8 protein-coding genes and 1 pseudogene are annotated in these 13,956 nt (G+C 53.5%); 8 read left to right on the top strand and 1 reads right to left on the bottom strand.

Annotated features, from left to right (window positions below; genetic code table 11):
* The first annotated feature begins 130 nt into the window (after positions 1–130).
* The 5 genes and pseudogenes from G5B42_RS07565 to G5B42_RS07545 all read left to right on the top strand — a co-directional run bounded on the left by G5B42_RS07565 (position 131) and on the right by G5B42_RS07545 (position 5,373).
* Complete coding sequence (locus G5B42_RS07565; protein WP_181339867.1) at positions 131–1,864, top strand: ABC transporter ATP-binding protein; 1,734 nt, start codon at positions 131–133, stop codon at positions 1,862–1,864.
* Positions 1,865–1,972: 108 nt separating this feature from the next.
* Positions 1,973–2,581, top strand: a complete 609-nt coding sequence (locus tag G5B42_RS07560; RefSeq protein WP_181339866.1) for a DUF4342 domain-containing protein — start codon at positions 1,973–1,975, stop codon at positions 2,579–2,581.
* Positions 2,559–3,237 (top strand): annotated as a pseudogene (locus G5B42_RS07555) (response regulator transcription factor). The gene G5B42_RS07560 and the pseudogene G5B42_RS07555 overlap by 23 nt, the downstream one beginning before the upstream one ends.
* The gene (locus G5B42_RS07550) at positions 3,230–4,768 is read left to right on the top strand and encodes a sensor histidine kinase (RefSeq protein WP_181339865.1); all 1,539 of its coding nucleotides are present in this window, start codon (positions 3,230–3,232) and stop codon (positions 4,766–4,768) included. The pseudogene G5B42_RS07555 and the gene G5B42_RS07550 overlap by 8 nt, the downstream one beginning before the upstream one ends.
* A gap of 125 nt (positions 4,769–4,893) precedes the next feature.
* Positions 4,894–5,373 carry a DUF456 domain-containing protein gene (locus G5B42_RS07545; protein WP_181339864.1) on the top strand — a complete coding sequence of 160 codons (480 nt, stop codon included), beginning with the start codon at positions 4,894–4,896 and terminating at the stop codon, positions 5,371–5,373.
* Between the two features lie 38 nt (positions 5,374–5,411).
* Here the strand turns inward: G5B42_RS07545 and G5B42_RS07540 are convergent, their stop codons facing one another.
* Positions 5,412–6,359, bottom strand: coding sequence for an aldo/keto reductase (locus tag G5B42_RS07540; RefSeq protein ID WP_181339863.1), 948 nt, complete (start codon positions 6,357–6,359; stop codon positions 5,412–5,414).
* Between the two features lie 401 nt (positions 6,360–6,760).
* On the opposite strand from G5B42_RS07540, the gene G5B42_RS07535 reads away from it, so the two are divergent.
* From G5B42_RS07535 to G5B42_RS07525, 3 genes are read left to right on the top strand one after another with little or no spacing between them, the layout of a single operon-like run.
* Positions 6,761–7,774 carry a LacI family DNA-binding transcriptional regulator gene (locus G5B42_RS07535; RefSeq protein ID WP_181339862.1) on the top strand — a complete coding sequence of 338 codons (1,014 nt, stop codon included), beginning with the start codon at positions 6,761–6,763 and terminating at the stop codon, positions 7,772–7,774.
* Between the two features lie 59 nt (positions 7,775–7,833).
* Positions 7,834–11,151: a hypothetical protein gene (locus G5B42_RS07530; protein WP_181339861.1), complete on the top strand. Its 3,318-nt coding sequence runs from the start codon at positions 7,834–7,836 to the stop codon at positions 11,149–11,151.
* A gap of 31 nt (positions 11,152–11,182) precedes the next feature.
* Positions 11,183–13,924, top strand: a complete 2,742-nt coding sequence (locus G5B42_RS07525) for a GH36-type glycosyl hydrolase domain-containing protein (protein WP_181339860.1) — start codon at positions 11,183–11,185, stop codon at positions 13,922–13,924.
* Positions 13,925–13,956 lie beyond the last annotated feature (32 nt).

Raw genomic sequence — 13,956 nt, 5'->3', positions numbered from 1 at the left:
AAACCTTGCTCCTTATTTCGTGGTATTTTAACAATGGAATGATATAATGGTGAAGAGGATTGGGTTCTGGTGTTTTCTTTGGTGAACCGTGTTGATTGAAGGATATGTTGCAAATTGGAGGATACCATTGATGAGCCCAAAGATGAAAAAATTCTTCTCCTATTACCGGCCATACCTGCGGATTTTTGCCCTGGACATGGCTTGCGCCTTCACGGCGTCCGGGCTTAGTCTGGCTTTTCCTTTGCTTGTCCGCTATATTGCGGCCGAGCTGTTCCAGCCGGACGGACCGGTGGCGACCGCTTCTTTTTTGCTAATCACCCTGGTGCTGGTGGCGATGACCGTCGCCGAGTACTACTGTAACTTTTTTATCACTTATTACGGGCATGTGATGGGCGCCCGGATGGAAGCGGATCTGCGGAATGAACTTTTTGCCCATTTGCAGAAGTTGTCCTTTAGTTATTACGACAACCAGAAGACCGGCCAGATTATGTCCCGGATCACCAACGATCTCTTTGAGATCACCGAACTGTACCACCACGGTCCGGAGGATCTTTTGATCTCCGCCGTCAAACTGGTCGGTTCCTTTATCATTCTAATAACGATCAATCCACCCCTTACTTTAATTGTCTTTAGTTTCATCCCGCCGATGTTTCTCTTTGCCTACCATTACAACCGGAAAATGCGCCAGGCGTTCCAGAAAAACCGGGCGCGGGTGGCGGCGATTAACGCCGGGATTGAGGATAGCATCTCGGGGGTCAGGGTCGTTAAGTCCTTCGCCAACGAACACCTGGAGCTGGAGAAGTTTCACCGCAACAACCATCTCTACTTGGAGAGCAAGAAGGACAGTTATTATTACATGGCACGCTACCACAGTGGGATCAACGCTTTTAGTTCCATGATTTATGTGGCGGTGGTGATTGCGGCCGCCATCCTAATCCAGATCGGCAAGGTAAGTACGCTGGATCTGGTCACCTTTTTGCTGTACATCAACGCCTTTTTGGATCCCATCAAAAAACTGGTCAATTTCGGCGAACAGTTTCAAAACGGCTTTTCCGGGTTTGACCGTTTTTACGAGATCCTCCAGATTGCCCCCGATATTGTGGACAGCCGAGAGGCGGTCGAGCTTACCGAGGTGAAGGGGGAGATTGCCTTTGAGAATGTGTCCTTCCGTTACCCGGGGACGACGACCAATGTCCTTTCTCACGTCAATTTGAAAGTGGCGGCGGGGGAATACGTGGCTTTGGTGGGGCCGTCGGGGGTGGGCAAGACCACTTTGTGCAGTCTGATTCCCCGGTTTTACGAGGTGACGGAGGGCCGGATTACCCTGGACGGGATTGATATCAGGGAGATTAAACTGAAATCCCTCCGGCGGAAGATCGGCATTGTCCAACAGGATGTTTATCTCTTTGCTGGAACGGTCCTGGAGAATATCCGGTACGGGAAACCGGAGGCGACGGTGGAAGAGGTGATTACGGCGGCGAAAAAGGCCAACGCTCATGATTTTATCATGGCCTTGCCCGAGGGGTATGAGACCAACATCGGCCAGCGGGGTGTTAAGCTTTCCGGCGGGCAGAAACAGCGGCTCAGCATTGCCCGGGTCTTTTTGAAGGACCCGCCGATTCTCATCTTTGATGAAGCCACCTCCGCCTTGGATAACGAGAGCGAAAAAGTGATCCAGGAGTCCATGGAAGCCTTGGCCAAAGACCGGACCACTTTTGTGATCGCCCACCGGCTGTCCACGATCAGAAACGCCCGGCGTATTCTGGTCCTGGCCGAGGACGGGATTGTGGAAGAGGGAACCCATGAAGAGCTGATCGCGCGGAACGGACTCTACGCCCAGCTTTACCGGTTGCAGTTTGCCTGACTTTAAAGTGATAATTGCCGTTTCTAATGAAATTTTAATCTTGTTCCAAGAGTCCTCAAAGGGTCGGATGTTATGATTAGTTCAGAAAAATTAAAGGGGGTATCGTGGATGGTTGATTTTGAACAAGTCCAAAAACTGCGGGATTACGCCAATATCACCTTTGAGGAAGCCAAAAAAGCATTGGAAGAAACAAACGGGGATCTGCTGGAAGCGGTGATTAAACTGGAAAAAGAAAACAAAATCCACCGGCCGGAAGCCGCCGGGTACTACAGTTCCCAAAGCGAAGGCCGGAGCGAAGAGGACAGCGCCAAATTCCAGTCTCGTCATAATTCCCATCACAAAGGCCAGTCTTTCCGGGAAATTGTAACCGCCTTTCTGCGCTGGTGCGGAGGGATAATTCATAAAGGAAACATCAACAGTTTCGAGGTACTGCAGGATGACAGCCGCATCATCACGCTGCCCGTGACCGTTCTAGTCGTGCTGCTCCTCTTTGCCTTCTGGATTGTTATTCCCCTTCTCATCCTTGGCCTGTTCTTTGGCTGCCGGTACCGGTTCAGCGGTCCCGATTTGGACAAACCGGCGGTTAATCAGGCGATGGAAAAGGTATCCCAGGCGACGGCGCGGGCCGTTGACACAGTGGTCAACGCGGTCGAGCACATGACGAGGGATGGAGACAAGGATAAAGGTGAAACCAATGGAGCGCATTCTGATCATTGAAGACGAAGAGAAAATAGCCCGTTTTGTCGAACTTGAACTGCAGTTTGAGGGTTATCAAGTGGAGAAGGCTTTTGACGGGAGGGCGGGCCTGGCGTTGGCCCAGGCCAAGCCCTTCGACCTGATTCTCCTCGATATTATGCTTCCCGGACTCAACGGGATAGAAGTCCTGCGCCGGATTCGCCAGTTTTCTAATGTACCCGTGATCTTATTGACTGCCCGCGATACGGTCGTGGACAAAGTCACCGGCTTGGACGGGGGGGGCTGATGATTATATCACAAAACCCTTTGCCATTGAGGAATTGCTGGCGCGGATCCGGGCGGCCTTACGGAAAAACCGCGGTTCGGCTTCGCCTCCGGGGAGCTTGACTGTTGGTGAACTCCGGTTGGATCCGGTCCGCCGGGAATGCTGGGTTGGCACCCGGCAAGTGGAACTGACCAAAAGAGAGTTTGACTTGTTACAGTTCCTCCTGGAAAACAAGAATATGGTGATGCAACGGGAAGTTTTGCTGGAACGGATCTGGGGCTATGATTTTGCGGGGGAAACAAACGTGGTCGATGTTTATATCCGTTACTTACGCGCCAAAATCGAGGAGCCCTTCGGCTGGAAGCTGATTCATACCATACGGGGGGTCGGGTATATAATCAAAGATGAATAAGAAAGAAAAACCGCCTGCCGGCGGCAGTTTTAGTAAAATCCGGTTTTCGCTGGCCTTGAAGCTAAACTTGCGGATGCTGGGGATGCTCCTTTCGGTTTTTATCTCCATGAATCTTTTGCTGAGCATCCTCCTGTTTGGTACGGCCCTCTGGCAAGCCGAAGCTGGAGCCCGGAAGTTTATTGCTGCTTACGACGATAAGCTCGCGCTTGTGGCCGAACCGGCGCTTGCGGCCGCCGGTTATGAGATCAGCATGGGGGAAAGCCGGGAAAACGGCCTGCGTTTACCGGGTTTTATCCAAAACCGGCTTCCCTTGAACGACCCGGAGGCCAGGCGCTGGCTGTCGATGCCCGGCGCTGAAGCGGAAGGGTCGTTTTTTGACCGGGTGCAGGCGGCAACTTATCACATGACGTTGGTCGCTCAAGATACGACCATTCACATCGTCTATGCCTTGGAACCGGATCTCCGGCAAATCTGCTTTATCCTGCTGATTCTGGCGGGCAGTCAGTTTCTTTATTTTATTGGCCGGATTGGCACCAACAATCAGGTGATTCGTCAAACTTTGAAACCCCTTACTGAGATGGCGGAGACCGCGAAAAGCATACACCAGGACATGAGCGGGGCCGGACCCACCGGGGCCGGGATTAAACGCCTGGCGGGGGCGATCAGCACCATCAATGCCAGTGCGCTCAGCCAAGGCCTTTCCATCGATACTTCCCAGAAAGAACTGAAAGATCTGGCTTATGCCATCAACGATATGTTACAGCGCATTAACCAGGCTTATCAGTCACAAGTCCGTTTTGTGGCCGACGCCTCCCATGAACTGCGGACACCCCTTTCCGTCCTGCAGGGTTATGCCGATCTCCTCGACCGCTGGGGTAAACATGATGAGCGCACAATGCAAGAGGCGATTGACGCCATCAAAAGCGAGACGGAGAACATGAAAGTCCTGGTGGAACAGTTACTCTTTCTCGCCCGCGGTGACAACGAAACAATCCCCCTGGAGAAAGTGGTTTTTGATGCCAGAGAGATCGTGGCGGAGATTGTACGTGAAACTCGCCTGATCGATCCGGCGCACACCTTCCAAACCGTGCTGGACGGTCCGGCCTACCTTGAGGCGGATCAGCATTTAATCAAACAAGCCCTCCGCATTCTGGTGGACAACAGCATCAAGTATACCCCGGAGGGGGGAACGATCCGGCTTAAAGTGGGAACCGCGCAGGATACCGTCAAAATCCAGGTGCAAGATGACGGGATCGGGATCCCCCCGGCCGATGTGCCCCGTATTTTTGACCGTTTTTACCGCTCCGACCAGTCGCGGGCCCGGAAAACCGGCGGCTCCGGTCTGGGGCTGGCCATCGCCAAATGGATCATCGACCATCATGGGGGCTATTATGAGGTGCTAAGCCGGTTGGGGATTGGAACCCGGATTACGATAAACTTTCCCGCCGCCCGGCCACCCCTGGCCGGTTCGGGGGAAGCATCCGGTGGAAGTTCCAATCTTGATGCTCCGGTGGGGGAAAAACTGGACTAGAAAATACTGGAAATTAGAAATGCTGTTCGAAACAGAAAGGGATCCCTGTTTACGTTTGCGTTTTTCTTTTAAATATAAAGGTCAATATAATATAGATGATTTTTGGAAGAAGGGTGTTATCAACGATGAAGGAGGATCTTCTTCTGGTCTTGGCCGGAGGGGCGCTGCTCCTTGGCTTCTGTGGGAGCTTTCTTCCCGTCCTCCCGGGACTTCCGCTTGCCTGGGCCGGGTTACTCATCGCCCGTTTCTCTTCCCGGAGCGCGATCACCACAACGACCTTGGTAATTTGTCTAATTGCAACTCTTCTTGTCACCCTCTTGGACAGTTTGGCACCGGCCTGGTTTACCAAACGGGCTGGGGGGACAAAGGCCGGCGCGCGGGGGGCCATGGTCGGAGTGATTGTCGGCCTGTTCATCGGCCCCCTCGGGATGATCTTTGGCCCCTTTGTCGGTGCTTATGTCGGCGAATTGCTCCATGACTTCAGCAATCCGCGAAAAGCTTTTAATGCCGCTTTGGCTACCTTTGTTGGGTTTCTTTTCGGCACGGGCCTCAAGATGATCACCGGGGCGGCCTTTATTTGGGTGTTCATCCGGTCTTTATTGTAAGGGCGGTCTTTACGTAGATTATTCCGCTTCCTTCGCTTTCAAACTAAGCGGATGGCAAACTGCGGGCATGCGCCCACACAGTAACCACAGGTCAGGCAGGCTTCTTGCTGAATAAAGGCTTTCCCGGACCGTTCGGAAATGGCATGGTTTGGGCAGGTGGCCACACACTCCAAGCAGCCGGCACATAAACTTTCCACCACGATAAAATGTTTCTCCATGGCCGCCAGGGAAGGAATGGTGGCCGGTTTGCGGCCTTGAAAATAGGCCACGTTATATTCAACTTCGGTCTTGGAGACCATGCCGATGGCGAGGGAAGCACAGCCCGGGATGGAGCGGGCATACTCAACCGCTTGGGTATAATCGCCGACCAGAATGCCGCCGGCCAGGACTTTCATCAGGTAAACGCCTTTCCCCTGGGCGACGCAGCGGGCGATCGCCTTCTCCATTTCTTCCCGGCTGCCGTCCAGGATACCGTGGCCGGTCTTATTGATCAGCGGAAAAACCACATCAATTCCTTCCACGGTTGCCGCCAGTGCGGTTACTTTGACCGAATGGGTGCTGATCCCGACGGCCTTAACCAGGCCGCGATGTTTGTAATCATAAAGACACTCCAGGGCGCCTTTTCTCTTCGTAAAAACGTCTTCCCCGACCCGGGCGGCATGGAGATGGAAAATATCAATTTCTTCCAGGTTTAACTCGTTTAACGCCTCTTCGATTGCGTTTTGCATATCTTCGTAAGTGGCGGCCGGCGACTTCGACGCAATCACGGGGCGTTTTTTCGTCTGTTTAAGGGCCTCGCGGATCGGCGCGTAGGTCTTGTAGACTTGCGCCGTATCGATAAAGTTGACCCCGGCCTCCAAAGCGGCGACGAGAACCGCCGTTGCCTCTTCACGCGGTAGGTTCTTTTGCAATGGCCCGAAGGGGAGCGCCCCAAAACATAGTTCCGTCACTTCCAAGCCGGTCTTGCCGAGTACGTTTGTTTTCATTGGCTTCACCTTCTCCTTAACAAGTCGGAAAGCAGGATCCCGACGAAAATTGTTGGTTCCTTCGTATATACATCTTCGTCACGCTTACCTTTTTCCCTTGTGTACTCCCGGTGGTGTTTTTATTTTAAGGTTGGTTTTTGATCCAGGTAGGAACAGGCATGCTCCTTCGCCGACAGGAAAGAAAGCTCTCTTCCGGGGCGGAATGTTGCCCCTCGAGAAATCCGGGCTTTGTAAAATAATTTTCCTCGGGAAGCAGGAAAAAGCCCGCAGAAAGGAGAATATTATCCGAAAACGGTTTCGTCTAATTTTGTATACATGAAGCTAACAAAAGACAAACGTCTTCTAATATATCTTATAATTATCTTGCCCTTATTTAAATCAGTAGTTTTGAGGTTGAGAAGATGATCACGATTAAAGACATCGCCCAAAAGGCTGGCGTATCGGTGGCAACCGTCTCGAAAGTTTTGAACAATTACCCTGATGTCAGCCAAAAAACCAAGGACAAGGTTGCCCGCGTCATTAAAGAATACAATTTCCGGCCAAACGCCGTTGCCCGCAGCTTAACGACGCAAAAATCGTATACGGTCGGGATCTTTTTTACCGACCATTTTAACAGTGGTTTGCAGCATCCCTTCTTCCATGAAGTTATTTTTGGCATGGAAAAAGCCTTGGGCGACCATGGCTACGACCTCTTGTATTTCGCCGACCGGAAATGGGGCGAAAACTTCAGTTATCGCGAGAAATGCCAAAACCGTCAGGTGGACGGCGTGGTTTTGATTGGTGTGGCCCGGGATGACCCGAACTTGGAAGATCTCCTCAAGTCGGATTTACCGGTGGTCTTTATCGATCTTGATATCCGCGGTCCCAAAGCGTCCTACGTGATGTCGGATAACACCGGGGGAGCGGCGGAAGCGGTCAGGTACTTGCACCGCTTAGGTCATACAAAAATCGGGATGATCATGGGGTTGACTTCGACCAAGACCACCCAAGACCGGCTGGAAGGCTTTCAGCTGGCCTTCCGGGAATTAAACTTAACCTGCGACCCCGAATGGCTGGTCAATGGGGAGTATACCGAAGAAGGTGGTTACCGGGCTATGCGTCATCTCCTCCAAAAGAAAGAGCGGCCGACCGCCATCTTCTGCCAAAGTGACTTGATGGCGATCGGCGCGATTCGCGCCATTGAGGAGGCGGGGGGCAAAGTCCCGGATGACTTCTCAATCATCGGTTTTGACGATATTGAAGTCAGCCGTTATTTAAGACCGGGGCTGACCACAATGCGCCAGGATAAAATGGCGATGGGACGCTCGGCGGCGGAACTGATTCTCCAGATGATTCATGAGCCGCAGAGTAATTTCCGGCCGGTGATCCTTCCAGTCGAGGTGGTCGAGCGCGAGTCTTGCCGTTGTAGGCAATAAAAAGGCTCCGCTTCTTTATCCAGGAATTCGAAAACGGTTTCGACAAGGAGGAACGAACGATGACCATCCACAGTAACGAAGCCAAGGAGTATTATTTGGCACCAAACGGAGATTTTGTGATCACCAATTATCAACAGAAAAAGACCTTTGCCAGTTTTTTACCGGGAATTGCCGGTTTGCACGGGATTCCGCTTTGGGTTTTCTATGTGAACCGCGGGCAAGGGGTGGCCAGTTTCGGTGTGGCCGACAAAGACCACGCCATCATGGAATTCGAACCGGCCAACAAATCCTACCAGCGGGTGCCGACCCAAGGTTTCCGCACTTGGATCCGGACCGGTACCGCCCAGCAACCTTCCGTGCATGAACCCTTCCGGCGTTTGCGCCCAGGGACCACAAGCAGGATGGTCATTTCCCTGGCGACCTTGACTTTGGAAGAGGAAGCCGCCGATCTCGGTCTGAAAACCCGCGTCCAGTATTTTATTCTTCCGGAAGAAAACTTTGGCGCTTTGGTCCGGAAAGTTACCATTACCAACCAGAAAAAAACCCCTCAGACCGTTGAGGTTTTAGACGGGATGCCTGTGATCATCCCGTATGGTCTGTCTAACCAGGCCCTCAAAGACATGGCATATACCTCAGCCGCCTGGGCCCGCGCTTACGGGGTGGAAGACAAGACCGCCTTTTATCGTACCTACGCCGGTACCGCCGACGAGGCGGTCGTGGAAAAGGTGGAAGCCGGGAACTTCTTTATCGCCTTGACCCCGGAAGCGCAAGGGATTAGGTTGTTGAAACCGCTGGTTGACCCGGAACTGATCTTTGCGGAAGACAATAGCCTGGACCAACCCCTTGGTTTTCTCCGTCGCAATTTGGCGGCGTTCGACGGTGAACAGATTACGGAAAACCGGTTACCGTGCGCCATGGCGGCGGTACAACGAGAGTTAGGCCCCGGCGAGGAGCTGGTGCTCTATTCGGCCTTCGGCTTTCTGCCCAAATATGATCACCTCGCCGCGGTACGGGAGAAGTTTTTAAAGGAAGGCTATTTTGAGGAGAAACAAAAACGGGTCGAACAAATCCACCGTTATTATACGGATTATGCCTTAACGGTCTGTAAAGACCAGCGCTTTTCCTTCTATACCAGGCAGACTTTTCTGGACAACTTTTTGCGGGGAGGCTTCCCCCTTAACCTGGGTGCACCGGGTGAAGAGAAGCCGTACTATGTGTTCTCACGCAAACACGGTGATCTGGAACGGGATTACAACCAGTTTTACTTGTCACCGACCTACTACTCCCACGGAAACGGGAATTTCCGTGATGTTTTACAAAACCGCCGCTCGGACAATTTCTTCAACTCCAAATTAAAAGCGGCCAACATTAAAACCTTTGCCAGCCTGTTCCAGCCGGATGGGTATAACCCGTTGGTCATCGAAGGCTCCAAGTACTACTTGTCCGCCCAATCCGCCAAGGAACAGGTCCTTGGGGGTCTGTCCCCGGAAGACCGGGCCAAGCTGGAAACGGTCCTGAGTGAACCTTTTACGCCCGGGGCTGTTGCTACTTTTATCATGGAGCAGAAGATCCAACTTCCCACGGCTCTCCCCGAATATCTCGGGTTGCTCATGACGGTGGCCGACAGTTGGACCGAAGCAAAGTTTGGTGAAGGTTATTGGGTTGACCACTGGACCTACCTCTTGGATCTGATCGAGACCTATCTAGCCCTTTATCCCGAGGAACGTTCGCAGTTGTTATTTGCCGATCACTCCTATACCTTCTACGATAGCTATGTTAAGGTCCAACCCCGAAGCAAAAAATATGTGTTGACCGCGGCTGGTCCGCGCCAGACCGGTGCCCGCATTGTCGATCCGGAGAAAAAGAAATTGATCGACAGCCGGAAGGTCTTCCCTTACGCCGTACGGACGCAAAACGGCCATGGTGAGATCTACCGGAATAATCTGTTCGTCATCCTTTTCACTTTGGTCCTTAATAAACTGTCCTCCCTGGATCCCTACGGGATCGGGGTGGAAATGGAAGCGGGCAAACCCGGGTGGGACGATGCCATGAACGGTTTACCCGGTTTGTTTGGGTCCTCCACGCCGGAGACCATGGAGCTGTTGCGCCTGGTGCGCTTCCTCCATGAAACCCTGGCCCAACAACCGCAGGAAGACGCAGGCGTAAAAGTCCCGACCGAAGTCTTCGCCTTTTACCAAGGCTTGGATTCCCTCCTTGCCGCCGAAGCACCGGCCCGGGACGGGAAAGGACCCGCCGACGCCCTCAAATCCTGGGCGGCGGCAACTTCCCTCCGGGAAGAATACCGGGAAAAAGTTTTTCCCGGTTTTGCCGGAAGCGAAGAGACGATTAGCTTCGGCGACCTTCAGGCCTTTTTCCGGAAGGCCATTGCCAAACTGGAAAACGCGGTGGCCCAGGCCCGGAACCCCGAAACCGGTCTGTTCAATACCTACTACAGCCATGAACCGGTGGACTACCGGCCGACGGGCGAAGCGTCCCCGGACGGTCTCCGCTATATTGAAGTCAAGGCCTTTGCCCAGCATGCCCTACCTCCCTTCCTGGAGGGGCAGGTCCGGGCGATGAAGGTCCTGACCACCCAGGAAGAGAAGCGGGCCTTGCACCAGAAGGTTTCCCGGAGCGGATTATATGATGAAGTGTTGGGAATGTACCGTCTTAACGCCGATTTGAGCGGCGAATCTTTTACCATCGGCCGGGCGCGGGCGTTTTCCCCGGGGTGGTTGGAGAACGGTTCGATTTGGCTGCATATGGAGTATAAGTACCTTCTGGAATTGCTCCGGGCCGGCCTTTATGAAGAATTCTATACGGCAGCCCAAACCGCCCTGATCCCTTACTTAAACCCGGAGGTCTATGGCCGCAGCATCCTGGAGAACAGCTCTTTCCTCCTGAGCAGTTTAAACCCCGACCGGCAGAACCACGGGCGCGGTTATATCGCCCGCCTTAGCGGAGCTTCGGCCGAGTTCCTTAGCATCTGGTCATTGCTGGCCTTCGGCCCCCGGCCTTTCCGGCTTCAAGGGTCGGAACTGGTCTACGCGCCGGAACCGGCCTTGCGGGGGGACTTCTTTACCGAAGAAGCCCAGGAAGTGGAGGTGCAATTCTGTCCTACTCAGAGCAGAGTGGTGTCGATCCCGGCCAATGCTTTCGCTTACCGTTTTCTCGGCTCGACGCTGGTGGTCTACCATAACCCCGAACGCCGGGACACCTTTGGCCCGGACCGGGTTCACATCCACGGTTTTCGGCTCCAGAGCGCGGAAGGGAAGACCATAGAACTGGAGGGCAGTGTTGTTTCTTCCCCACTGGCCGCGCAGATACGCGACGGAGTGTTCCCGCGGATTGATGTTTTTTTCGGCAAAACAAAATAACAGTAAAGATGATTAGAAAGGAACGGAAGAGATGACTCAGCAGGTGCAGGGTTGGCAATTTCTAGAAGATGGCACCTTCCTCCTCAACCGGCCGGAAGCCACCAAAGAGCTGTACTTTCCGCTGGCCAACGAAGCCGGAATGATGGCGGCCATCACTCCCCGGCTGCACGGGGACAGTAAGACGGGGCAACACCACTTTTTGTTACCGCCGGTTTCGGTGGAGGATCTGCATAACACCAAATCCGCCCGGAATTTCTGGTTTTTCCTTGACGGTTACGGCCCTTGGTCCGTTACGGGTAATACCCCGCGACAAATCTTGGCTCAGGAGCAAGAGTCCGTCTCCTTGCGGGCCGGGTTTCTGTGGCACCAAATAACCAGGGAAAATCAAGCCCTGGGGTTAAAGTGCGAAGTAACCAACCTGGTTCCCGCCAATGAAGACCGGGTTGAACTCATGAAGGTAAAGATCACGAATACCGGAGAACGGGAGGTCACGCTTACCCCGACGGCAGCCATCCCCATTTACGGGCGTTCCGCCGATAACCTCCGGGACCACCGGCATGTGACTTCTTTACTGCACCGGATTATGACCACCCAATACGGTGTTGTTGTTACACCCACCCTGATCTTTGATGAACGGGGTCACCGGGCGAACCGGGTGGCTTATGCGGTCTTTGGGGCTGATGGCCAAGGCCAGCCGCCGGTTGGGTTCTTCCCGGTGCTGGCAGAGTTTATCGGTGAAGGAGGCACGCTGGAGTGGCCGCAAAAAGTGGTGGAGAACAGCGATGACTTCCGCGGTGCCGGCCAGCAAATTGCCGGTTATGAAGCGGTCGGGGCCCTCCGTTTTGCCTCCCTAAGGCTCAAGCCCAAAGAAACGAAAAGCTACATAATCATCATGGTCATCGGTCCGCATGATACCGACTTTGAAGCCCTGGTCCGCAAATACGGACAAGAGAGTGCTTTTGACCAATACTGGCAGGCCAATCGCCGCTACTGGCAAGAAAAATTGGCCCGGCTCAGCTTTCACACGGGCGAGCAAAACTACGACGATTGGCTCAAATGGGTAACGATCCAACCAATCCTCCGGCGCATTTACGGCTGCTCGTTCCTGCCCCACCATGACTATGGCCGGGGCGGCCGCGGGTGGCGGGATCTGTGGCAGGATTGTCTAGCTTTATTGTTGATCGAGGCTGCCGATGTCCGGCATCTGCTCTTGAATAATTTTGCCGGTGTCCGCATCGACGGGAGTAACGCCACGATTATTGGGACCAAACCCGGCGAGTTTATCGCCGACCGCAACAATATCCCGCGGATCTGGAGCGACCACGGGGTTTGGCCGCTGTTGACCACCAAACTGTATCTGGATCTCACCGGGGATTTGGCTTTTCTCCTGGCGGAGCAGACCTATTTCAAGGATCACCTCACCCACCGGGCCAAGGCCATCGATCAGCAATGGACGGCCGCCGACGGGAACAAACAAAAAGACCGCCATGGCCGGGTCTACCGGGGGACCATCCTCGAGCATCTTCTTCTCCAGAACATGACGGCCTTTTTTAACGTTGGTGACCACAACAATCACCGTTTGGAGGGGGCCGACTGGAACGATGCCTTGGATCTGGCACCGGAAAAAGGGGAGACCGTTGCCTTTACTTCCTTCTACGCCGGTAATCTGCTGGAACTGTCCCGTCTCCTGGCGGCCTTGCGTGACCGGCTGCACCTGGAGACCGTTGAACTGGCCACCGAGATGATGATCCTCTTTGATTCCCTCGCCGGGCGGGTGGATTACGATTCGCCCAGTGCCAAACGGGCGCTCTTAAACAAGTATTTCGACTCCTGCCGGCATACGGTGGCGGGGACAAAGGTGGCGGTGAAGATTGATGACCTTATCGCCGACCTGAATGCCAAGGCCGAATGGATGGTTCAACATCTGCGGAAAAACGAATGGGTAATTAATAAGGAAGGTTTTGCCTGGTTTAATGGTTATTACGACAATGATGGGCAGCGGGTGGAAGGCGATCACCCAAAGGGAGTCCGGATGACCCTGACCGGACAGGTCTTTGCGATCATGTCCGGCGTGGCCACCGACGAGCAGGTGCAGAAGATCGTTCAAGCCGCCGACCACTACTTGTTGGATAAGGAGATTGGCGGCTACCGCCTGAATTCCGATTTCCGGGAGCTCAAACTCAATCTGGGACGTGCTTTCGGCTTTGCTTACGGCCACAAAGAAAACGGAGCGGTCTTTAACCATATGGCCATCATGTACGCCTATGCGCTCTACAAACGCGGTTTTGTCCGTGAAGGTCGTTTTGTCTTAAACACGCTCTACCGGCATTGTTGCGATTTTGCCAAGAGCCGAATTTATCCTGGGATTCCCGAGTATTTCAATGCGCAAGGACGTGGCATGTACCATTATTTGACGGGGTCGGCCAGTTGGTTTTTGTTGACCTTGGTGACGGAGACTTTCGGGATCAAAGGTGACCTGGGTGATTTAATTATCGAACCGAAACTGACCAAGGATGACTTTGGATCCGGCGGCCGGCTGGCCATCACCACTTATTTTGCCGGGCGCAAACTCACGGTGGCCTACGAAAATCCGGAGCACCTTGATTATGGTGCCTACCGGATCGGTACCATTGAGTTTAACGGCCAGGAGAGAAGGGAGATTACCCCAGGGGCATCGGTCCGGATCAAACGGGAATTATTGACCCAGCTCCCGGCTGCGCAGGAGCTCAACCTGGTCGTGGTTTTGACGGCAAACCGTGATAGGATAAATTGATTTTATCAATGACATAATGACAATTGCCGTTC

Origin of the sequence: Capillibacterium thermochitinicola (assembly GCF_013664685.1) — a bacterium.
GTDB classification, from domain to species: domain Bacteria; phylum Bacillota; class UBA4882; order UBA10575; family UBA10575; genus Capillibacterium; species Capillibacterium thermochitinicola.
Note: the sequence above shows the minus strand (reverse complement) of the source record. Positions and strands in the feature narration are given on the sequence as shown.

Bases quoted from the DNA above. Each gene is read 5' to 3' on its own strand.
- G5B42_RS07565 (WP_181339867.1), top strand. From the start codon at position 131: ATGAGCCCAAAGATGAAAAAATTCTTCTCCTATTACCGGCCATACCTG.
- G5B42_RS07560 (WP_181339866.1), top strand. From the start codon at position 1,973: ATGGTTGATTTTGAACAAGTCCAAAAACTGCGGGATTACGCCAATATC.
- G5B42_RS07550 (WP_181339865.1), top strand. From the start codon at position 3,230: ATGAATAAGAAAGAAAAACCGCCTGCCGGCGGCAGTTTTAGTAAAATC.
- G5B42_RS07545 (WP_181339864.1), top strand. From the start codon at position 4,894: ATGAAGGAGGATCTTCTTCTGGTCTTGGCCGGAGGGGCGCTGCTCCTT.
- G5B42_RS07540 (WP_181339863.1), bottom strand. From the start codon at position 6,359: ATGAAAACAAACGTACTCGGCAAGACCGGCTTGGAAGTGACGGAACTA.
- G5B42_RS07535 (WP_181339862.1), top strand. From the start codon at position 6,761: ATGATCACGATTAAAGACATCGCCCAAAAGGCTGGCGTATCGGTGGCA.
- G5B42_RS07530 (WP_181339861.1), top strand. From the start codon at position 7,834: ATGACCATCCACAGTAACGAAGCCAAGGAGTATTATTTGGCACCAAAC.
- G5B42_RS07525 (WP_181339860.1), top strand. From the start codon at position 11,183: ATGACTCAGCAGGTGCAGGGTTGGCAATTTCTAGAAGATGGCACCTTC.